This window comes from Ochrobactrum vermis, from assembly GCF_002975205.1.
In the GTDB taxonomy this organism is placed as follows: Bacteria; Pseudomonadota; Alphaproteobacteria; order Rhizobiales; family Rhizobiaceae; genus Brucella; species Brucella vermis.
The window spans coordinates 960,612-982,635 of sequence record NZ_PCOC01000001.1; the positions used below are offsets into that span (position 1 = coordinate 960,612).

Below are 22,024 nucleotides of genomic sequence, written 5' to 3' on the forward strand. Positions count from 1 at the left end.
CGCATGGCAGTGCTTCCCGGATTGACGTATAATCCTGAAAAGCCGGTGCCTGGCGTGGGCGCTCCCCCCACGGTGGGAAGCATTCTCGATGCTATTCGTAACGATATCATCACCCTGCGCCTCATGCCGGGCAAACGGGTTTCAGAAAACGAACTCGCCCGACATTTCGGTACGAGTCGCACGCCGGTCCGCGAGGCCCTGTTGCGGTTGGTCGATCAGGGGCTTGTGGAGGTCTGGCCGCAGCGCGGCACCTTCATCATGCCGATTTCACTGGCCGCCGTGCAGCGCGCGCGTTTCGTGCGCAATGCGGTGGAAGTTGCGGTTTTCAAACGTGCCGCCGAAGAAGGGCTTGCTGCGTCCATAATGGCCGAACTCGACGCCATCATCGCGATGCAGGAAGGTTCAAAGGATTCTCCTGAGGATTTCACCATCGCTGACGATGCCTTTCATCGCACCGTCGCCAATGGAATCCGGATGGGCGACATATGGAGCCTACTGGAACGGGAAAAAGCCCAGTTTGATCGTTTACGCTTTCTAAGCCTGCCCAATGTTACTCCCGTTGAATTGCTCATCGAGCAGCATAAGGCCATGCTATCAGCTGTTAAACGCCGCGATCCGGCTGCGGCGGAAGCTGCCGTGCACGTTCATCTTTCGGAAGTTTTGAAAGTCACCGAACATTTGGCCCAGCGGTATCCCGATCTTATCGTCAACGACCTTTGAACGGCTGGATCAATAAGTCTCCGCTTCATGTTGGATGGCCGCGACTATGCCATTGGTAAGCATCCGATTGAGACACGAAACCACCTGTTCGGCAAATGGCCCTTCCATCAGCGCGGGCGGCAGCAGGCCCGGCAATGCGGCATAAGCGGCAAATATATCTGATGCAGATTTTGCATCGGCCAGCGCTGTGGTGATTTCTTCACCACGTGGATCATTCAGCGGATACGGCTGGCCATTCTCATGGTGACCCAGACCGTAACGCATCCACGCCGCTATGGCGAAAGCGAAGGCTGTGGTGTCACCGCCTTGTTCAATCAGTTCGACGGCTGGCGCAAAGATGCGCTGTGGCATTTTTTCCGAGCCGTCCATGGCGATCTGGCGCGTTTGGTGCGCAATGGCCGGATTGGCAAAACGACCGGCCAGTGCCTGCGCATAAGCGTCCAGATCGACGTCCATCGCGGGCAGGGTCTGTGCTGCGGCGCGCAAATGGCGCTGAACCAGCCTATTGAGCGCCGCGTCCGCCATTACATCGCGTACATAGATCTTGCTCGAGAGAAACCCGGCATAGGCCAGCATCGAATGACTGCCATTGAGCATGCGCAGTTTCATCTTTTCAAAAGGGTGGACGTCTTGCGTAAAGATCGCACCCATCGCTTCCCATGCCGGACGTCCGGCAGGGAAATGATCCTGGATCACCCATTGCGAAAAGGCTTCCGTCTCAATTGCAGCCTCGTCTTCGCAACCGATGGCTCGTGCGGCGTCGGCGCGGGTCCGGTCCGTTGGTTGCGGCGTGATGCGATCCACCATCGTTGCCGGGAAAGCAACCTCTTCTGCGATGCGGTTCGCCAGTTCAGGGCCATGCGCGCGCGTCGCAAAATCGATGATCGCAGAGCGTAACAACGCGCCATTATCCGGCAAGTTATCGCAGCTTAAGACGGTAAATGGCGACAGGTCCAATTCGAAGCGTCGTTTCAGACCCAATGTGATGAGGCCAAGCACGCCTCTAGGCTGGTCAGGCGTTGCGAGATCGGCTCTGACAGCCGGATGCGAGGGATCGCAACCGCCGCCACGCAAAAGACCGTAGCCTTTTTCCGTCACGGTGATGCTTACAATCCGGCACTTGGGCTCTGTCATGAAAGACAGCGCTTCAACGCCTGCAGTCCGTCCGGCAAGCACCTGTCTCACCGAACCGATGACGCGGCTTTCCTCACCACGCACGATCAGTGTGTAATAGCCATCTTGTGGATTAAGCGCCTCGGCCACGTCGGTTCCACGCAGCGAGACGCCGACGATCCGCCAGTCAGATGGTACTTGCGTCAGGGCTGCGTCGGTATAGGCGCCCAGATGCGCACGGGCAAAAGCGCCCAGTCCGAGATGCAGGATACCTGCATCGAGAGCCTGTGGATCATAAACGGGCCACGTGGCCCCATCCGTTGGGGTGCTTTTGGCCGATAGTCTCATCACGCGTTTCCTGTCGTCAGCGGGTGCTCCAGCGCGGTCATGATTCCACGCAGTTCCGCCAGACCTTTCAGGCGACCGATGGACGGATAACCCGGTTGTCCGCGTCGTCCAAGATCGTCCAGAATATCTTGTCCGTGATCGGGACGGAACGGAATTTGACAGTCCTTCCGACCGGCTGCCTTGCGACGGCGTTCTTCGGCTAGAATGGCAGCGACCATGGCGATCATGTCCGTGCCACCTTCCAGATGACCTGCTTCATGGAAAGAGCCATACTGGCCCGCATCTTCAATTGTGACATTACGCAGATGCAGGAAATGGACGCGGTCGCCAAGACGTTGCATCATTCCAGGCAAGTCATTGTCGCGTCGGGTGCCAAGCGAGCCGGTGCAAAGCGTGATGCCGTTGGCCGGGATATCCACCGCTTCTATGATCTGGCGGTAGTCCGCTTCCGTGGACATGACGCGCGGCAGGCCGAGAAGCGGGAACGGTGGGTCGTCCGGGTGACAGCACAGGCGCATGCCGAGTTCTTCGGCAAGCGGAGACACTTCCGAAAGAAAATCAATGAGATGACTACGCAGCCTGTCCGCGCTGATATTGTCATATTTGGCCAGATGCTCGCGCACATCGGCAAGGGAGAAGTTTTCGGCTGCACCCGGCAGACCGTAAACGGTATTGGCGGCGAGTTCCTCGCGCCGTGCATCGCTCATCGTTACAAAACGCTCTTTTGCAGCAAGCACCACATCGGCGGGGAAACTTTCGGCAGCGCCTTTGCGTTGCAGTATGTGAATGTCGAAAGTGGCGAAATCGATAAGATCGAAGCGCATACATGTCGCGCCGCTGTCCAGACGGAAGGCAAGATCCGTGCGTGTCCAATCCAGCACCGGCATGAAATTATAGCAGATCACCTCTATGCCAGCGCGGCTTAGATTGGTCATGCTGGTTTTCCAGTTGGCGATATGGGTCTTCCAATCACCGGTCTGACGCTTGATATCCTCGGACACAGGCAGGCTTTCCACCACTTCCCAAGCGAGGCGAGAGCGCGCGCCGTCCTTCATGCGTCCGATCTGTGCTTGTCGCAACGCAATTTCATCGGCTGTCCAGATCTCTCCGGTCGGAACGTGATGCAGGGCCGAAACGACACCTTCCACGCCTGCCTGCCGCATATCGTCAACTGACGTCAGATCCTTTGGACCGAACCATCTCCAAGTCTGTCGCACGTTTTTCCTCCATACATTATCCTCTGATTAGCAGATGGTAGACTAGTATGGAAGATAGAATAGATCAACATGACAGGCTGAATCGGCAAAGTTAACCGATAGAGTCAATGGACACGGCGGGCGCTCGCAGTACAATCTCCGACGAGGACACGAGTTTCATTCGTCAGAAAGGCACGCGGCTCAATTATGCAAGACACACTGTTAGCTGTTTCATGTGATCACGTATAGGACGCCCAGTTGGGGACCCAAGGACTGTCCTCACATAGTGACTGTCTGTCTCGGCATGGAGCACGCGAGGGCAGAAATGCGTCTTGTCACCTTGGCGCGCCTGTTGCTACATAGACTAGCAACTGTGTTTAAATTTGGCTTTGTTGGCTCCATGAGGCGCCGCTTTTGAGGATCGCGTTTGCGATTGTTACAAGCCTTCTTGCGACAGCGACGATAACGAGCTTGTTGAACAGGGCACGGCATTAGATTTTCGTAGAGTTCTCCGTGCAGCACCGGATGCGAAGTTGATCACCCTAAATAGCGGTGGCGGTAACGTTCAAGCCGGACTGTTGATTGCCGATGATATCAATCAGCGTAGTTTGGTGACTTACATCCCGAAAACAAGTAAATGCTTTTCCGCGCGTTCCTATATTTTCTTGGCTGGCAAGGAACGAAAGGCAGACGGCGCGCTCGGTGTTCATCAGATATCTTCGGATTCGCCGGACCTTGTCGGTGCTCAATTGGCGATATCTGACATAATTGAAGTGCTGAGCAGGTTTGATACTCTACCGGAAGTTATGCAGATCATTTTCAAGACGCCGCCTGACGATATGTATGTATTCAGTCAGGCAGAGATTGAAGTGTTCAAGCTCAATCGGTCCGGTGATGAACAAACAATAGTTAATTCACCGGAGGCAAGTGTCTTTTCTACCGGAAAAAATAGCGATGTACTGAAAACTGAGAAACCGCAACTGGTGTTTCAACCATTGTCCGGCTCAGCAGCCCACCGTTAAAACCCAATCTGTAGCGAAGCTCTCACCGTTGGAAGAACTTACCAAACCTCCGAACAGAATAGGCCCTGTACACAGGACTGGATCTCTTCGGGGAAGACATATATCGACTATTCGCGTCAATGATGCCGCGGCGTGTGCCAAAAGCTGCCTCGCAATGAACGGACACTCTTTCAATAACGTGACAGCATTACAATCGCTGCACAGCGATTTCAAATAGCCGCCAACGCATCAAGAAGAACCGTTTCAGTTCCGGTCTTGCCGGATTTAAAGAAGAAGATAATTTCTTCATTGCCTTCACTTCGGCAGAAACCGGTTCCGATGCCGTTATCGGGGAGAGCTCGAAGTCGCTGCAAACCAAGGCGTTTTATGACGCCACCCGAAGTTTCACCTCCAACCACGATAAGCTTGTCGATGCCAAGTTCGGAAATAGCTGCAGCAAGCTCAGATATAAGCTTTTCACCCTTTTCGCTTGCGCCGCGAACGCCCAGCTCTGTCTGGATTTCTTTGACACGAGTATCACTGACCGCCGTTGAAATGAGGTAAGGCTGTTTGCCGTGATGATCTTTTGCCCAATCCATTGCTTTTGACACCATGGCGTCGATATCGCCATCTTTGGTAAGGTCCAAAGTCAAAACCGGGTACTGTTTGGCAAAAACCGCAATCTGTCCATCCGCAATCGGACCAACTGTTCCCACCAGAACCGCGGCAGTGCCGTGGCTTGGTAGCGGTGGCGCAACGGTTATGGCTGGCTTGGGCGCAAAGCGATCAATTCCAAGCTGAATGAGAACAGCGTCGGAGCTGACCATTGTTGGTTGTTCCCGTGCCAGTTCGGCGGCTATCTTGACGTCACCGTCATCGCTTGCATCGACAACGCAATAGCATTTGCCTGCATTTGCGAGCTGATCAAGATGTTCTTGCGCTGCGTCCTTGCCTTCAAGCAGTATGGAGTGGGGCAAAAGCCCGATCGGCTCGTTCGTCTGTTTTCCGATGAAACGCACCATGTCGGGATCGCTCATTGGAGTGGCTGGGTCATAGCGCTTGACGGATTCAGAGATGAGGCGGCTTCGATAGAAGAGATAGCCTTGATGAACCGTGGCGTTGAACTTGGGAAAGCCGGGGCAGAATAGAAGACTGCTGGGGTTATAGCGTGCGCGCAACAGATCGGCGGCAGGCCCAACGTTACCCTGTTCCGTTGAGTCGAAACTGGCACAGACTTTGTAAATGACCTGATCGCAACCGATTGCATCAAACGCATCAGCTGCGCGTGTAATCTGTTCTCGTGCTTCGTCCGGATCAGCGAGGCGTGTCCTGCCCGCCCAAATAACGACAGCCTCGCCTGCGCATTCGCGGATAGCTTCAATATCCGTCACGACAGCGGTCCTGATGCCTGCTGTTTCATAGTAAGCAGCGACCATCAACGCGCCTGTCATGTCGTCGGCGATGATCCCAAGAGTACCGTTATTCCCCATTTTTATCCTCGTGTCATGCCATGCGTAACTGCGCGTCACAAATAATGAAATTTAATTCCAATTAAGTATCATTTTGATGGACCACGTCAATTGCCGGGATTATGAAGTTAGGCATCATCAAAACTCTTGGCTGCCAAGAACGGGGAACAAACGATGCCAACCGATTATGATCAGAGCCTTACAGCACGTCGCGCCATCGTGGATGCGATGCGCCATATGGAACAGAAAGGCTTCAATCACGGCAGCAGCGGTAATATCAGTATCCGGGAAGGCGAGCATATCTGGGTTACGCCGACCGGCGCCACATCGCTTATGAAGCCTGAAGACATGAGCCTCGTTTCGATTGAAGGCGAGCATTTTGCGGGCAGGGTGCCTTCCAGCGAATGGCGAATCCATACAGAAATCATGCGCAATCATCCCGAAGCAGGTGCTGTTATCCATTCGCATGCGGATAGCTGCGTTGCATTGTCGTGTCTGCGTAAGCCATTGCCTGCATTCCATTATATGATTGCTTCGTTTGGCGGGAACGAGGTTCCCTGTGCTGATTACCGCGTGTTTGGTTCCGATGCTTTGGCCTATGAAGTCGTTCGCGCTATGGGCAACCATCGCGCCTGTCTGATGGCGAGCCATGGAATGGTGGTGTGGGGCCGGGATATGGCCCATGCAACGTTGCTGGCAGAAAAGCTCGAAACACTGGCGCGCCAGTACATATTGGCGTGTCAGATTGGTGAGCCGGTTCTCCTGAGTGAGGCTGAGCTTGATGAGGTTCGCGCGCGCTATGGATACTACGGCAGCAAACCGATGCCGCGCTGATCGCTGATAAGAACAGGCCCGAATGAAAATTCGGGCCTGATTTGCATTGTGGATCAGGCGCGAGAAGGCCCTGTTTCCTGAAACCGGTCCAGCACATTGCGGGTAATGGTGGTGGTATAGGCGCAGTTGCGCTTGAGGCCCATCACCCATTCACAAAGCCCGGCAGTAACCACTTCACCGTCGCCTTGCTTCATGGAAACGAGCATGCCCGCACCATGTGCCAGACGCTTGCGCGCCGCTTCATAACCATCAGGTGCCATTTCGCAGATGCCCTGCAGGTCGCTATCGCGAACATAGTAACGATGTCCCTGACCATCGAGTTCATATTCGTAGATCGATGCTGGCGTCATGGCGAGAATTTCGATCTTTTCGGTCGGTACGCCATGCTCTTCTACGGCATAGGGGAAGCCGTTCTTGAATGAATAGTTGAGCCCATCGACCTCATAACCGAAGATCTGGGCTTCGTGACCAAAAATATCCGCATAACGCAGATGCGTGCCTTCGAAGATCCAGTGTTCTGGTTGATATACGGTGAGCCCGCGCGAGCCACGGGGAGAGAAACCGCCCCAGCTGCCATACATTCCGTTTTCACCGTTAACACCCACCGTTGATGCTCCGGGCCAATTGACTGCACCACTTGCCCAGTTTGCCGTGCACAAGTGTTTCCGATCGGTCTGCATGATGGGGTCTTGTGTCGGTGCTTTGGTCTTCCAGCACACTTGCGTCTGTCCATCATTCTCAAGGCGAATCTGCCAGAGAAAGTTGCCACCAAAGCGTGCAAGATTCCCGCCGCGTGCGACAAAATCCTCGACGGTCTTGCGCATGTCCCATGACCAATATTCGTCATGACCAACGGTCACAAGACAATTGTAATCATCGAGGATTGAGGGGTTATAGTGGAGATCGGTTTGAGTGATGTAGTCGATCTGGTAGCCCGCCGCTTCAGCCCATCTCACGAAGTAACGCTCATACTGTGCGTAACCTGCAGAGGAATAATATTGCGAGAATCCCATCGTATAGCCCCATTCCTTGGATGGGTATCGGGTCGCATCGCCCATGTCTTGCCAGACGGGATTGCAGACGCGCGCAGCTCCCTCCGGTAGCCAGATCATCCCTTTGGACCACGGACGGCGCAGGCTCAAGATGGGTGAGCCTTCGTTCTTATTTGGACCCCATGTTCCAAAATAGTGGTTCGCGCCGCCCCAGTCGTTATAAGCCATCCAGGTGCCAGTTGCGAACATCAAGAGAATGCGACCGGAACGGGTCTTCTTCGTCGGGCGGACCACAACGAAATGATGCTGAACAAAGCGCTCGCCGCCGGGGCGCATACATGTCGAGACAACGCGATAGAAGCCGGAACGAGCGTCCTCGGGGATTTTCCAGCTATAGAGGACGGGCCAATCGCAGCCGTCCATATAGGCCGTTTCTGATGTTTTGGTGAAACTGCCGGGAAGGTCGAAAGCCTCATCCATCATCTGAGGTTCATGACCGTCCCGATATATCTGGATCGACCATGTCTTGGCCGTAGTGGAGGCATGAAATTCGACCGTTTCGCCGGGGTCGTAAGACATTTTTTCGGTATAGACGAAGACTTCGGGAAGTTTCGGATCTTCACGCGGAAACTGATAGCGATAGTCGGAAAGAAAGTGCTCGTCCGCAAAGCCCTTGCGAACAGCCCATGGCTTGATCGCGTGCGGCCCCATTTCGGGAAAATTAAACTTGTCGCGGGACATTTTGAGCTTCCTCCTTGAATCAAAAATTCTGATTGCTGTTCAATGCCGAACGATCGGCATCGCCGGGATTGTCTTGTTCGTATTGCTGAAGGCGCTTTAGAAGGGCAGCGCCTCCTTCTATGAGGTCGAGTTGGATGGCGAGGCGTAACGCATAGCTGTCGCGGTTGCTGAGCGCCGTTAAAATGTTCTCGTGCTGGTGGCGTCCGGGATAGCTCGGTTTTGCCGTTGGGTAGAGTTCCGAAACAAGTGGGCCAACCCTGATCCAGAGACTTTCAAGCACGTCTATCAGATGCGCCATCCGGCTTTGTTTATAGAGCGCGAAATGGAAGTCCGAATTTATCTGCAGGGCCGTGCGCCAATCTTCCATGCGCTCGGCTTCGGTCAGATGCTGATGGATGGTTTCCAGTCTGGTGATGGTTTCGTCGGATATATTTGTCAGCGCATGTTCGGCCGCTAGAGGCTCCAGAACGAGCCTCATCGCGCGGATTTCCTTGTACTCAGCCAAGCTTAAACGCCGTACGCGAATATAAAAGCGTGGTTTGATTTCAATCGCGCCTTCGCGTGACAACTGCATGAGCGCTTCGCGAACAGGCGTTTCCGATGTGCCCAGATCCTGAGCCAGTTGACGAACCTTGAACCGCTGATGCGGCTTGAACTGTGCCCGCAGCAGCCCTGATTTGAGCTGCTGGTACACAATGTCTGAAAGGTTGTCCCTTTCGTCGCCCGGCTGTTCGCTCACGCTTTTTCCTTACCGGGTGGAGATTGCCTTGAAAGCGTCTTCCGTCCGGGAAAGAGCGTCGTCGATCACCGCATCCGTGTGTGCGCAGGAGATGAACATGTTGTGCTTGTGGTGCAGGTAAACGCCGCGGTTCAGCGCTTCGCGACAGAAACGTGCGCCAAGCTGTGCATCCGTATCGCCGACAAATTGTACCAGCGGCATTGCGGCAGGTCCGGTTTGCAGCAGCTCAAAACCATGTGCGCGTGCCTGAGCATCAAGACCGGTGCGCAGGCGTTCGCCCGCATGTTTCATGCGTGCAGGACCATCAATACGCTTCAGTTCCTTGATGGTGGCAACTGCTGCTGCCATGGATGCACCGGCATACCAAAACGAACCAGTCATGTAAGCTTGTCCTGCAGATTCACGGAACCGGTTGGTTCCGGTGACTGCTGCAAGCGAATAACCATTGGCGATTGCCTTGGAATAAGCGGCAAGGTCAGGCTCAACGCCGGTTCCGCGCCAGCTTCCACCCAGATCAATGCGGAAGCCGCCACGCACGTCATCAAGAATGAGCGCCGCACCCGCCGCATCGCAAAGGGCGCGTGCCGTCTTGGCGAATTCTGTGGTGGGAAGTTCCTGCGGGATGGCAAGGTCGTGCTTGAAGGCGGAGACAATGATTGCAGCCAGATCGTCACCGGCTTGTTTTGCGGCGGCAGTGAGGCTTTCAACATCGTTGTAAACATAGTGGACGAGGTGAGCACGATCTTCGGCTGTTACGCCGACCAGTGATGGCGTACACCATGGCACAGCACCGTGATAGGCACCCTTAGCGACCAGAACCTTGCGGCGTTTGGTTGCGCCGCGTGCGATTGTTACGCAGCTGGTCGTGGCGTCGGTGCCGTTCTTCTGCAGCAATGCCCAGTCGGCATGGGGTACCGTTTCAACGAGCAGCTCTGCAAGTTCAACAGCGTGCGCTGTTGGACCGTTGAGGCAGTCGCCAGCCTTTATCTGGCTGAGTGCTGCAGCGTCCACGAGTTCATTACGGTGGCCCAGAATGATGGGACCCCAAGCACACATGAAATCAATATAGCTGTTGCCATTGACATCTGTCACATGGGCACCCTCGCCAGAAGCGAAATACTGCGGATATCCCTCCGGAAGTGACGCTGCGCGCTGGTGTCCCCACATGCCGTTAGGGATCACCCGTTCGGCGCGTGCACGAAGCTCCGCGTCTGGATTGTGTTCGCTCAGGGACTGGGTCGAAGTGGAATGCGCAGGCATTAATTGTCTCCCATTTGACGACATTTTTACGTTCGTCACCTTGAATTATGATATATCAAAATTGATCCTTGTTGCGATGATATGTCAAGAGAGATTCCAAAATTCGGGATAATTATTCGCGATCGGGGAATTTTGCCAGGTTCAATCCATAGTAGCGGGTGCTTTTCCAGGTTGATTGTCGAAAACGCTAGGTAAAGCAGCGTGAATAAGGAGTGATGGGTCATTTTGATTGAGAAATTTGATATATCATTATGGACATGGATGCGGAATGCGGGTTAAGCTCTGCCAACAACAAAAACATCAGGGGAAAGCATGGCTAGCCAGAAGAGCATGCCCGATTCCGGGCTGGGTATCAGCATTCAGGGCGTGAGTAAAAGTTATGGGAACTTCACCGCCGTTGATGGTCTCGACATGGAGATCGCGCCGGGTGAGTTCCTTGCCCTCTTGGGGCCTTCGGGTTCCGGCAAATCAACTATCCTGATGATGCTGGCCGGTTTCGAGCGTCCCGACAAAGGGCGTATTCTGTTTGGCAGCAACGATTACACCCGCGTACCTCCGCATAAACGCAATATCGGCATGGTTTTTCAGCATTACACGCTGTTTCCCAATATGACGGTGCTCGATAATGTGGCCTTTCCACTTAAAACAAGGCGTGTGCCAAAAGAAGAACGGCACCGTATTGCCCGCGAGGCACTCGCCCGCGTGCGACTTGCCGATTTCGCCAATCGCAGTCCGAAGCAATTGTCGGGTGGACAGCAGCAGCGCGTTGCGCTGGCTCGTGCAATTGTCTATTCGCCGCGCGTTCTTCTGATGGATGAGCCTTTGTCTGCGCTGGACAAAAATCTGCGTGAGGAAATGCAGATCGAGATCAAGCGCCTTCATTCCGAACTGGGTATGACCATCGTGTTCGTCACGCACGATCAGGGCGAAGCGCTGACAATGGCGGATCGCGTTGCGATCCTGCAAGACGGACATATTCAGCAAATCGCGAGCGCGCGGGAACTCTACAACCGACCTGCCAATCTGTTTTCCGCAAGCTTCATCGGTGAAATGAACCTGATCCCGATCGTTTGGGATGGGACCAAGGCGCAAGCCTCTGACGGCACCGTGGTTTCGATACCCTCTGAAAATGTCATGGGAGCCAAATCCGGCAATGCGTTGATGGCAGTTCGTCCGGAACGCTTAATTCCTGCGGAGCAGGGATTGGAAATCACCGTTCGTGATGTGATCTATGCCGGTCCGGACACCGCCATTCTAGGGGCAATGGCCGACGGAACAGAACTGCGCGCAAGACTGGCGAGTGCGGCGGTTCCTGACATTGGCGCAGGACAAAAGCTGCGATTGGGCTTTGCTCCCGAAGCAAGCCTCGTCTATTCCCGTGCGAGCTGAGCCGATGTTGAAAATGTTCTTTGAGCCAGACGGGCGCAAGCTATCGAAAGGCGGAATGCTTCTTCTGCTTTTGCCATTCTTCTCGCTGCTTTTGCTGTTCTTTATTTATCCGTTGGTCAGTCTGCTCGCTTTGTCTGTGACAGAGCCTTCGGTTTCGTTGGACAATTATCAGCGGGTTTTCTCAAATCCGGTTTATCTCAATGTGCTGGGACGCACGGTCTTGATTGCCGCGCTGGTCAGCGTGATCGCGCTGCTGATGGCCTATCCCATTGCATGGCTGATGGCGCATTCGAGCGGACCAAAACTGATCTTCATAACCGCCTGCATCCTTTTGCCGTTCTGGTCGTCCGTGCTGGTGCGAACCGCTGCCTGGGCAGTGCTTTTGCAGCGTAATGGATTGGTCAATCAAGGCTTGCTTCAACTTGGTCTCATCGATCAGCCGCTGAAGCTGCTTTATACCCAAACCGCAGTTCTCATTGCTATGACGCATGTCCTCTTGCCGTTTGTGGTTCTGCCGATCTATGGCGCTATTCGTAACGTGCCGCGGGATTATGCGAGAGCTGCTGCCATCCTCGGCGCTGGCCCAATACGAACCTTCTTGGAGGTCATTTTCCCGCTTACCCTGCCGGGAGTTATGGGCGGGATGATTCTAACCTTTCTCACCGCACTTGGCTATTTCATCACGCCTTCGCTGCTTGGTTCGCCGAAAGAAATGATGATTGCGACGCTGATTTCCCAGCAGCTGCGTGAAACACTGGATTGGCCATTCGCAGCAGCGCTGGTCGGCATCCTTACACTTCTCGTCATGACGGTTTCGCTGGTCTTCGGTCGTGTGTTCAAGTTCAACCGGATGATGGGAGGCAATGCATGAACAGCCGCAATTTGCTCCTCAATGCCTATGTCTATCTGGTGTTGTGCTTCCTCGTTGTGCCAATCCTTATCATTCTGCCAATGGCGTTTAGTGAGACCGATTACATCACCTTTCCGCCACGCGGATTTACGTGGCAGTGGTTTGGTGCCTTCTTTCAGTCTGCACAATGGATGAGTGCAACGGCATTCAGCGCGAAAATTGCATTTTTCACGGCGATTTCGAGCGCAATTATTGGGTTATGTGCAAGCTATGCGATAGTTCGCGGCAAGGGCGCACTCGCGACCATTTTCCAGACCTTGCTTATTGGCCCCATCGTTGTGCCGCATATCGCCTTGGCGATTGCGCTCTATCTGATGTTTCAAAGTGTCGGACTGACAGAGACAACGGCCGGTTACGTTTTTGCGCACACAATTATAGCATTGCCTTTCAGCGTGTTTACGATTGTAGCAGCGCTCTCGCAGGTCGATCCCGCTTTGGAAGATGCGGCAATGTGTTGTGGCGCCAATCGCTTTTTGGCTTTTCGCGCCGTGACCTTGCCGCTGATATGGCCGAATGTTTTATCGGGCGCGTTGTTTGCCTTCGTCATATCGTTTGATGAACCGGTAATTTCGTTCTTTCTCGCAGGTGTGCGCGACAAGACCCTGCCGCGCATGATGTTCGATGATATCGAGCAGAATCTGACACCGATTATCCCAGCGATTGCCGTGATGCTCACGCTGCTTTCCATCATTGTTCTGGTGGGGGCCGCAGGGCTGCGCGCGCTTGCTACGCGTTCACAGCAGGCTGTGTCTGAAGAATAAGAAAACCATAGAAGTGAGGGAAACATGTTCAAGAAAACTACCAGATTACTGATGTGCGCCGGGTTGCTGCTTGCAGCCGGATCGATAGTGGCCAAAGCTGACAGCGTTGTTTATGCGACGACTGGCGGACAGATGCGCCAGACGCTCGAGAAAGAGTTCTACGGGCCTTTCAAGGAAGAAAGCGGCACGGATGTCGTGCCGTTTGATATTGAGGTGCCGGATCAATGGGCGCGTGTCGAAGCCATGAAGCGCGCCAACAAATTTGAGTTTGATATTGTTACGGCAACGGGTCCCGATCTGGTCGACAAAGCCGATCTTCTTTTGACGATTGATTGCTCGAAACTCCCGAATGTCGAAGCGAAAGGCGTCGAAGGCTCCTGCAAGGAAAAGGGTGTTGCAAGAACGACGGGCGGTATGCTGCTCGCCTATGACACATCCGTTTACAAGGACAAGGTGCCTCAGACCTGGGCTGATTTCTGGGATGTGAACACGTTTCCCGGCCCGCGTGGATTGCCGGATACGGGTGATCGTGACTGGTGGTTGCCGGCTATCGCACTGATCGCTGATGGCGTGCCGCGCGACAAGATTTTCCCGATGGATCTGGACCGTGCTTATAAAAAGCTTGACGAAATCAAGCCGCATATCAGCGTGTGGTGGAAGACGGGCAATCAGGTGGCACAGATCATGCGCGATCAGGAAGTCGCCATGACGATGTCCTATTCCGGCAGAGCATTGAGCGCCATGAATGATGGTGCGCCATTCAATGTAAGCTGGAATGATGCGGTGATGGACACAGGCTATTTCGCTATCCTGAAAGATGCTCCTAATCCAGAAGGCGCCCTGAAGTTTATCAATTACTTCTATGGTCATGCAGCAGGCCATCCGGCTTTCATCAAGACAGCAAACTACGCGACCCATTCAAAAGAAGGCGTGGCTTTGCTGCCTGAAGCTGAACAGAAGAATTACGCAACATCGCCGGACAACTACAAATTGCTGCTTGTCCCGGATTTCAAGTGGATCGGCGAAAACCGCAACATGCTGCGTGAGCGCTGGCAGAACTGGCTCGCTGAATAAGCAAAGTCTCAAGGTAATGTCAGGCCGGTGCCCTCGTGGCATCGGCCTTTTTTGTTTGGATTAATCTGTATAGGCAGACGACTTCAGATGCCTGACAAGAGCCGCCCCACCTTCGATAAGGTCCATGCGGATAGCCATGCGCAGGGCGTAAGAGTCCCGATCACGCAAGGCAGCCAGAACCTCTTCGTGCTGGTGAGGCCCGGCATAAGATGGCACAGCGTTGGGATAGAGTTCAGACAGGACTGGACCAATACGCATCCAGAGCGCTTCAAGCACATCAATCAGATGTTTCATGCCTGAACGACGATAGATGACGAAATGGAAATCAAAGTTTGTCTGCAATGCTTCTGGCCAGTCGCCGCTTTTTTCTGCAGCGATCAGTCGGTGATGCAGGTGTTCAAGCTGAAGAATGTCTTCTTCGGTGATATGCGGCAATGCACGCTCCGCCGCCATGGGTTCAAGCTCCAGACGCATCGCCCGAATTTCTTCGTACTCATCGGCTGAAAGCTTGCGCACGCGGATGTAATAACGCGGCTTGATCTCGATGGCGCCTTCGCGGGAAAGCTGGATCAGAGCTTCGCGGACGGGTGTCTCCGATGTCCCCAAAGAGCGAGCAAGATCACGAACCTTGAGCCGCTGAAGCGGAAGAAGTTGCGCCTGCATCAGCTGCGACTTGAGCGTATTGTAAACGGTGTTGGACAACACCTCACCAGATTCCGCCTGCGCTTCTTCCGCGATTGCTTCGTCGAGTTCAGTCAATCTGCTGTCCGGTTCGTTTACAACATTCATCAATAGGCTCCAATTGCCGGGCGCATCCTTGTCGAGCGGTCGAATATATTAATTCCCTGGCACGACTCAAATGCCCATATGTTTGCATGCCAGAACCATCTGTGCATCAAGCATCGGTACACCATTGATAATCCTGCACCCTTTGGCTTGAGCCAATTGCAGCAAACGCGTCATCGGCGGATTGACGATGATGTCGGATATTATGGTGTCAGAGGAAACTCCTGTCAGATCCAGCGGAAGCTCGTCTTGCTCGGCCATGCCAAGCGATGTCGTATTGACGATGAGGTCGAAGTGGTTGCCGTGATCGGGTCCACTTTGGAGTGAGCAGTCTGGGTAAGCAGATTGTATATCCGTGGCGAGGGCTGCAGCTTTTGCAGTATCGCGATTGGCGATCCACAAGGAACGCGCTCCCGCTTTTGCCAGCCCAAAACCCACAGCACGCCCGGCGCCGCCTGCTCCCAGCATCAAAACAGACATGCCTTTAGGTTCGATACCATTGCTGCGCAATCCTTCGATAAAGCCTGGGCCATCCAAATTGTCACCAACAAGGCGACCGCTTTCCTCCCGACGCACGAAGTTGACGGCGCCAATCTCTTGCGCGGCATCTGTTGTAGCGTCGAGAAGCGGAATGATCGCGATCTTGTGTGGGATAGTCACACCAAAGCCGCTTACATTGCCCATTTTTCGAATGGATTGCGTGACTTGCGCAAGATCATCAGGATGAACATGCAAGGGAGCTGCCGCTGCATTCTTCCCGGTCTTGTCGAAGTGAGTATTGAAGACGTGGCTTGCCCGCACATGACCGACTGGATGCGCTAGCACGAAAAGGATTTTGCTCTTGCCGGTAACTTCCATGGATTAAGCCCTCGTCATTTCGCGTGCGATGATGATCCGCTGAATTTGTGACGTGCCTTCATAAAGACGGAACAGGCGCACATCGCGATAGAAATGCTCGACAGCATAGTCTTGCATATAGCCGGAGCCCCCATGTATCTGAACGGCGTGATCTGCGACGCGTCCCACCATTTCAGAACAATAGAGCTTGCAACTTGCCGCCTTGCGAATGATTGCCGGGTCCCGATCATCGAAAGCGCGCGCTGAATCGAGCGCCATGCATCGTGCTGCATAGGCTTCGGTGCTCATATCCGCCAGCATTGCCTGTATCATCTGGTGTTCCGCGATGGGTTTGCCGAACTGAACGCGGGTTTTGGCGAAACCGACGGCTTCATCGATCAATCGCTCTGCCATGCCTGTGCAGACGGAGGATATATGCAGCCTACCGCGGTTGAGAACTTTCATTGCTGTCTTGAAGCCACGGCCTTCCACACCACCAATGATGTTTTCCGCAGGGATACGAACATTCTCCAGATAGACATCACAGGTCTGCGTGCCGCGTTGCCCCATTTTATGGTCCGCCTTACCAACGGTGAGGCCGGGTGAATTGCGGTCAACCAGAAATGCTGTGACGCCGGAAGGTCCGGCTTCGCCTGTTCGTGCCATGAGCGTGAACACGCCAGCAATCGGTGCGTTGGTTATGAAGCGCTTTACGCCGTTGAGAATATAAACATCGCCGTCTTTTACTGCCGTGGTTTTGACTGCACCTGCATCGGACCCCACATCGGGCTCGGTCAGGGCGAAGGAGCCAATGATTTCTCCACTCGCTAGCCTCGGCAACCAATAGGTTTTTTGGGCTTCAGTGCCGTCAGCGATGATTCCTTGCGATCCGATACCGTTGTTGGTGCCGATGACAGAACGAAATGCCGGTGAGGTATAGCCGAGTTCAAAACCGACGAGGACTTCTTCCTCCATCGTCAGCCCAAGTCCATCATATTGTTCAGGTATTGAAAGGCCGAACAAGCCCATGGCACGCATGTCGTCTATGACATCGGTGGGGATGCTGTTTGTTTCTTCCACCCGTCTTTCGACGGGCATCAACCGCTCTCTGACAAAGCGTCTGATCGTACCTAACAGTGATTGAAAGGTCTCCGGGTCGCGGATCATGAAGTGCCCCTTCGCGGGTGATTTCAACAAAGATGAAACACGTCGCGTTTTGCAGAAATATCCTATTGCTAAGGGAATGTTTCATAGATTAAAGTTCGAGACAATATAAAATGAAATTAAATTCCATTTGTGAGTTTTGCCATGATTGGAGTGGGTTCAGGGGAGGTTGGGGAGAGGATGACCGAGCTTACCGATGTGGTGGTCGAAAGCTGTCCGGCGGCAGGTGTGGCCTTACTGGAAATCAATCGTCCAGAAGCACTCAATGCATTGAATATGGATATCCGCCAGAAACTGTCAGAAACAGTTTATCGGCTTGCGAGTGATGCGGAAACGCGGGTTATCGTCATTGCGGGCAAAGGTGGAAATTTCGCCGCTGGTTCAGATGTTAAAGTGTTCGCACAGACTGGCGCGGGAGAAATTCTCGCCCAGCGGCTTCATCGTTACTGGGAGAGTCTCGCTCGTTGTCCCAAGCCTGTGATCGCTGCCGTGGAAGGCTATGCGCTGGGCGGTGGTTGTGAGCTTGCAATGCACGCCGATATTATCGTTGCATCAAAAACTGCAAATTTCGGTCAGCCAGAAATCAAACTCGGATTGATGCCTGGCGCAGGGGGTACGCAACGGCTCTTACGGGCGATAGGCAAATATAAGACCATGCTGCTTGCTCTGACGGGAGAAATGCTCTCGGCGGTGGACGCGGAAAGATACGGTCTCGTCAGCCGATTGACGGACGAAGGGCAGGCGTTGGAAGAAGCGCTAAAGCTCGCCGGAAAAATTGCCCTGATGCCACCGCTTGCAGCCGAACAAATCAAAGAGGCTGTCACTCACGGCGAAGATGCACCTCTTGAAACAGCTCTGAGACTGGAGCGCAAAGCGTTCCAGCTTCTCTTCGACACGGAAGACAAGCGGGAAGGCATTGAGGCCTTCTTGTCCAAACGCAAGCCTCAGTTCAAGGGGCGCTAGTATGGCTGCGATGTCGGAGCAATATAGTCTTATCAATAAAGTTGGTATCGTTGGTGCCGGGATTATGGGGATCGGCATAACCGAAACCATGGCTGCCGCTGGTCTGACTGTTTATATGTTCGACCAGCTTCCCGGAAAAGCCGAGGCTGCAAAACAGGAGCTTTCAAAGCGCCTGGATAACCGGGTTTCGCGCGGGAAACTGGACTCGGATACGGCTGCAGGTGTTCTTGATCGGATCACACCTGTTGATGCTCTTGGCGATTTGGCTGAGGCCAACCTTGTCATAGAAGCTGTTGTTGAAGACATTGGCGTGAAGCGGGAGCTGATTGCCGCGCTTGAAAAATGTCTTCCGCCTGAAGCGATCATCGCAACGAACACATCGTCTTTGTCGGTAACTGCAATTGCCGGTAAAGCTCGAGATCCGCGGCGCATAGCCGGGTTTCACTTTTTCAATCCCGTTCCGCTAATGCGGGTTGTGGAAGTAATCAAAGCTTCGCTGACGGATGCCAGGGTTCTTGATGTTCTGAAGGAGCTTGCGGTACGGATCGGTCATCGACCCGTGATGGCTTCCGATACACCGGGTTTTATCGTCAACCACGCTGGTCGTGCTTATGGCACGGAAGCGCTTGCGATGATCCGGGAAAATATCGCTGATTTCACCACGATTGATGCAATTCTGCGGGATGCTGCCGGGTTCCGCATGGGGCCTTTCGAGCTTCTTGATCTGACAGGACTTGATGTGTCGCATCCCGTCATGGAAGCGATCTACGGGCAGTATTATCAGGAGCCCCGTTATCGCCCTTCGGTTATCACGCGGCAGCGCCTTGATGCAGGTCTGCTTGGACGCAAAAGCGGGCGCGGCTTTTATGATTATTCAGACGATGCCACCACAGCTGTAGCAAGCGATGGCCCGCGCAGCCTGCCCAAATCGGTGACGATTATCGGCGATACACCTGACAAGGCGCTGCATAAGCTCGCGAAGCAGGCAGGCGTTCCAGTCATCAATGATGTAAGTGCGAGCGCGCTGGTTCTGATCGGTTTGATCGGTGATGATCTAACCTCGACAATTGTGCGGGAAGGTCTGAACTCTGCCAACACCATTGGCTTTGATCCGCTATTTGGCATCGACAGACACCGAACGCTGGTCGCTTCACCGGGAGCAACTGACCTTACGCGGCAAGAGGCTCTCGCTTTGGCGCAGTCCGATGGAGTCAAAGCGTCGCTGGTTGAAGATACATGCGGAACTGTTTGCCAGCGTGTTTTGGCAATGATTGTGAATATCGCAGCCGATATCGTTCATCAAAACATAGCATCAGTCGATGACCTCGATGCTGCCGTGCGTTTGGGACTCGGCTATCCATATGGCCCGCTTGAATGGGGCGACCGGATCGGAGCCGATATCGTCGTCCATATTCTGGATCGCATGTTTGGGAGAACTGGCGATCCGCGATATCGCGCCAGCCTGTGGCTGCGCCGCAGGGCAGAACTGAAACTGCCATTGGCAGAATGCAATTAGGGAACCTTTATCATGGCCGAGAAAATTGAACTGAAACCTTCTGCGCCCTGGTATCGGCTCAATGTGACGGAAGATGACTGGCGCGCTGCAAAAGCCGGTGATCTGTTGAAATGGTATAGCCAGATGAAGCTCATCCGGCGCTTTGAGGAAAAAATACTCGACTTTGAGAAAGCGGGGCTGGTTCATGGTCCGGCTCATGCCAGTATTGGGCAGGAAGCTGCGGCAGTGGGCGCCATGTCGATGCTCGGTTCCAATGACCAGATCAATGGTACACATCGTGCGCATCACCAGGTGCTGACGAAGCTGATCAATGCACAGACGCCATCGGATTTCGATATTCTTCAATCCGATTTTACCGACGATATGAATGATGCCGTCTATCGTTTGATGGCAGAGATTATGGGGCTTAACCCCGGCTATTGCGGTGGTCGTGGCGGCTCGATGCATATGCGCGATGCCGCATCCGGCATTGCAGGCACAAGTGCTATCGTTGGTGGCAATATCCCTCATGCCGCCGGCTATGCGCTTGCCGATAAACTGCTTGGCAGAAAAGGCATATCGGTCGCATTCTTTGGCGATGGCGCTTCCTTACAGGGAGCTACCTATGAAGCGATGAACATCGCTGCACTCTATCGTTTGCCGGTGATTTTCTACGTCGAAAACAATCTCTACGCGGTGTCGACACACATTCAGGATGCCACGCGCGAAACACGCATTGCGTCGCGCGGTCCAATGCTGGGCTTCCCTGGCATTGAGTGCGACGGAATGGATGTTGTCGCTGTTCATCAGGCAATGCGTGATGCCTGTCAGATCATTGAAGAAGAAGGCGGCCCGGTCGTTATTGAAGCGCAATGCTATCGCTACCTTCATCAAAGCGGGAGCAAGGCCGGAAGCGATTTCGGCTATCGTACAGGCGAAGAAGAGGAAGAGTGGAAGCGCCGTGATCCAATCGCGCAGGCAGAGCGGCGCTTGAAGGAGCTTGGCATTGCCAGCGATGCAGAGCTTGCCGAGATCGACGAGAAAGTCAGTACCGCAGTGCAGGCTGCAGGATCTCACCTGACTGAAACAGCACCCGGTAGCAATGTGCTGCGGATACCTGATGCTCTATGGCCTTCAGCAGAAAGTGTCGATGAAGGCATACTTGGCGACGGGCAGGAGTTCTCTGATGCTCGCTTTAGCGAGATTGAGGACTATTCCGCCGACGAGCTTGTGAAGGTGCGTTTTGCGGCGGCTGCGTCCGATGTTCTTGGTAGGGCAATGGAGAAAGACCCGACAATCATCGTCATGGGTGAGGATGTTCACCGTTTTGCCGGTGGCGTCAGCGGGTTCACCAAGAACGCACTTGAGCTGTTCCCGGGAAGAGTGCTCGCCATGCCGATTGCGGAAAATGGTTTTACGGGCGTTGCGCTGGGAGCGGCCTTGCGGGGACTGCGCCCGGTTGTGGAAATCATGTTCGGTGACTTCTGCTTTGTTGCGGCTGATCAGATCGCCAATGGTATTTCCAAAGTCCGTCATATGTTCGGCGATGGTTTTCCCGTGCCGATTGTGATGCGCGTTCGCGTGTCGCCGCACACTGGCTACGGCTCTCAGCATTCGGGTGATCCATCGGCATTGTTTGCCATGTTTCCGGGATGGCGTGTCGTATCCCCTACCAATGCCTTTGACTATGTCGGGTTGATGAACAGCGCGCTCAAGTCAAATGACCCTGTGGCCATTATCGAGCATGTTGAGTTTTATCAGCGTGAAAGCCTCGTGCCCAAGGAAGACCGTGATTATTGTATTCCTCTCGGGAAGGCCCGCATCGTAAGATCGGGCTCGGCATGTACGGTGCTTTCAACATCTGTGATGGTACAGGCCTCCGTTAAAGCTGCGGAAGAATCCGGCATAGATGCCGAGATTATCGACATGCGCAGCCTCGATATGACGGGCATTGATTGGGAGCTTATCGGCCAGTCTATAGCCAAGACCAATCGTGTTGTGATTGCAGAGCAGGTCGCAAGCGGGCTTTCGCTCGGACGGCATTGGGCCGCTGAAATTCAGCGGCGTTTCTTCAACGATCTTGACCATGAAATTCTCCACGTGACCGGCGGTTTGTCGTCGCCTGTGGTTTCACTGGTCTTGAATAAGGCGGCTCTTGGGTCGTCGGAAAAGGTTCGGGCGGCGCTGGAACAAATTACGCGCAATGCCTGATGAGTTTGAACATAAGAAGAG

At 54.0% G+C, this 22,024-nt stretch carries 19 protein-coding genes; 10 read left to right on the forward strand and 9 right to left on the reverse strand.

Features of this window, described 5'->3' with window-relative positions:
• Positions 1-3: 3 nt before the first annotated feature.
• A complete protein-coding gene (locus CQZ93_RS04660) occupies positions 4-720 on the forward strand; it encodes a GntR family transcriptional regulator (RefSeq protein WP_105541547.1) in 717 nt (238 codons plus the stop codon).
• 9 nt (positions 721-729) lie between these two features.
• Here CQZ93_RS04660 and CQZ93_RS04665 read toward each other — a convergent pair whose 3' ends face one another.
• Together CQZ93_RS04665 and uxuA are read right to left on the reverse strand one after the other, a co-directional pair.
• Positions 730-2,181, reverse strand: coding sequence for a mannitol dehydrogenase family protein (locus tag CQZ93_RS04665; protein ID WP_105541548.1), 1,452 nt, complete (start codon positions 2,179-2,181; stop codon positions 730-732).
• The gene (gene uxuA / locus CQZ93_RS04670; RefSeq protein ID WP_105541549.1) at positions 2,181-3,398 is read right to left on the reverse strand and encodes a mannonate dehydratase; all 1,218 of its coding nucleotides are present in this window, start codon (positions 3,396-3,398) and stop codon (positions 2,181-2,183) included. The genes CQZ93_RS04665 and uxuA overlap by 1 nt, the downstream gene beginning before the upstream one ends.
• Positions 3,399-3,910: 512 nt before the next feature.
• Here uxuA and CQZ93_RS04675 point away from each other — a divergent pair.
• Positions 3,911-4,399, forward strand: coding sequence for a hypothetical protein (locus CQZ93_RS04675; protein WP_181153310.1), 489 nt, complete (start codon positions 3,911-3,913; stop codon positions 4,397-4,399).
• 209 nt (positions 4,400-4,608) lie between these two features.
• Here the strand turns inward: CQZ93_RS04675 and CQZ93_RS04680 are convergent, their stop codons facing one another.
• Complete coding sequence (locus tag CQZ93_RS04680) at positions 4,609-5,829, reverse strand: four-carbon acid sugar kinase family protein (protein ID WP_422616090.1); 1,221 nt, start codon at positions 5,827-5,829, stop codon at positions 4,609-4,611.
• A 192-nt stretch (positions 5,830-6,021) separates the two neighbouring features.
• On the opposite strand from CQZ93_RS04680, the gene CQZ93_RS04685 reads away from it, so the two are divergent.
• Entirely contained in the window at positions 6,022-6,681 is a 660-nt protein-coding gene (locus CQZ93_RS04685; RefSeq protein WP_105541551.1) for a class II aldolase/adducin family protein, read from the forward strand.
• Between the two features lie 53 nt (positions 6,682-6,734).
• Here the strand turns inward: CQZ93_RS04685 and CQZ93_RS04690 are convergent, their stop codons facing one another.
• The 3 genes from CQZ93_RS04690 to CQZ93_RS04700 are packed head-to-tail and all read right to left on the reverse strand — an operon-like array spanning position 6,735 to position 10,413.
• Complete coding sequence (locus CQZ93_RS04690) at positions 6,735-8,414, reverse strand: N,N-dimethylformamidase beta subunit family domain-containing protein (protein ID WP_105541552.1); 1,680 nt, start codon at positions 8,412-8,414, stop codon at positions 6,735-6,737.
• 19 nt (positions 8,415-8,433) lie between these two features.
• Positions 8,434-9,153 carry a GntR family transcriptional regulator gene (locus CQZ93_RS04695; RefSeq protein ID WP_105541553.1) on the reverse strand — a complete coding sequence of 240 codons (720 nt, stop codon included), beginning with the start codon at positions 9,151-9,153 and terminating at the stop codon, positions 8,434-8,436.
• 9 nt (positions 9,154-9,162) lie between these two features.
• Positions 9,163-10,413 (reverse strand): aminotransferase class III-fold pyridoxal phosphate-dependent enzyme, encoded by a 1,251-nt coding sequence (locus CQZ93_RS04700; protein ID WP_105541554.1) that lies wholly within the window; start codon positions 10,411-10,413, stop codon positions 9,163-9,165.
• 312 nt (positions 10,414-10,725) lie between these two features.
• Here CQZ93_RS04700 and CQZ93_RS04705 point away from each other — a divergent pair, with 312 nt between their 5' ends.
• From CQZ93_RS04705 to CQZ93_RS04720, 4 genes are read left to right on the forward strand one after another with little or no spacing between them, the layout of a single operon-like run.
• Complete coding sequence (locus CQZ93_RS04705) at positions 10,726-11,802, forward strand: ABC transporter ATP-binding protein (RefSeq protein ID WP_105541555.1); 1,077 nt, start codon at positions 10,726-10,728, stop codon at positions 11,800-11,802.
• Positions 11,803-11,806: 4 nt separating this feature from the next.
• Complete coding sequence (locus CQZ93_RS04710; RefSeq protein WP_105541556.1) at positions 11,807-12,673, forward strand: ABC transporter permease; 867 nt, start codon at positions 11,807-11,809, stop codon at positions 12,671-12,673.
• A complete protein-coding gene (locus CQZ93_RS04715; protein ID WP_007878229.1) occupies positions 12,670-13,473 on the forward strand; it encodes an ABC transporter permease in 804 nt (267 codons plus the stop codon). Before CQZ93_RS04710 ends, CQZ93_RS04715 begins: the two co-directional genes overlap by 4 nt.
• 24 nt (positions 13,474-13,497) lie before the next feature.
• Positions 13,498-14,547, forward strand: coding sequence for an extracellular solute-binding protein (locus CQZ93_RS04720; RefSeq protein WP_105541557.1), 1,050 nt, complete (start codon positions 13,498-13,500; stop codon positions 14,545-14,547).
• Positions 14,548-14,607: 60 nt separating this feature from the next.
• On the opposite strand, the gene CQZ93_RS04725 is transcribed toward CQZ93_RS04720, so the two are convergent.
• From CQZ93_RS04725 to CQZ93_RS04735, 3 genes are all read right to left on the reverse strand, one after another.
• Positions 14,608-15,336 carry a GntR family transcriptional regulator gene (locus CQZ93_RS04725; protein WP_286152094.1) on the reverse strand — a complete coding sequence of 243 codons (729 nt, stop codon included), beginning with the start codon at positions 15,334-15,336 and terminating at the stop codon, positions 14,608-14,610.
• A 66-nt stretch (positions 15,337-15,402) separates the two neighbouring features.
• Positions 15,403-16,191 (reverse strand): shikimate dehydrogenase family protein, encoded by a 789-nt coding sequence (locus CQZ93_RS04730; RefSeq protein WP_105541558.1) that lies wholly within the window; start codon positions 16,189-16,191, stop codon positions 15,403-15,405.
• Between the two features lie 3 nt (positions 16,192-16,194).
• Entirely contained in the window at positions 16,195-17,337 is a 1,143-nt protein-coding gene (locus tag CQZ93_RS04735; protein WP_105541559.1) for an acyl-CoA dehydrogenase family protein, read from the reverse strand.
• A gap of 177 nt (positions 17,338-17,514) precedes the next feature.
• On the opposite strand from CQZ93_RS04735, the gene CQZ93_RS04740 reads away from it, so the two are divergent.
• The 3 genes from CQZ93_RS04740 to CQZ93_RS04750 are packed head-to-tail and all read left to right on the forward strand — an operon-like array spanning position 17,515 to position 22,003.
• Complete coding sequence (locus CQZ93_RS04740) at positions 17,515-18,297, forward strand: enoyl-CoA hydratase-related protein (RefSeq protein WP_286152097.1); 783 nt, start codon at positions 17,515-17,517, stop codon at positions 18,295-18,297.
• A gap of 1 nt (position 18,298) precedes the next feature.
• The gene (locus tag CQZ93_RS04745; RefSeq protein WP_105541561.1) at positions 18,299-19,813 is read left to right on the forward strand and encodes a 3-hydroxyacyl-CoA dehydrogenase; all 1,515 of its coding nucleotides are present in this window, start codon (positions 18,299-18,301) and stop codon (positions 19,811-19,813) included.
• Between the two features lie 12 nt (positions 19,814-19,825).
• A complete protein-coding gene (locus CQZ93_RS04750; RefSeq protein ID WP_105541562.1) occupies positions 19,826-22,003 on the forward strand; it encodes a dehydrogenase E1 component subunit alpha/beta in 2,178 nt (725 codons plus the stop codon).
• Positions 22,004-22,024 lie beyond the last annotated feature (21 nt).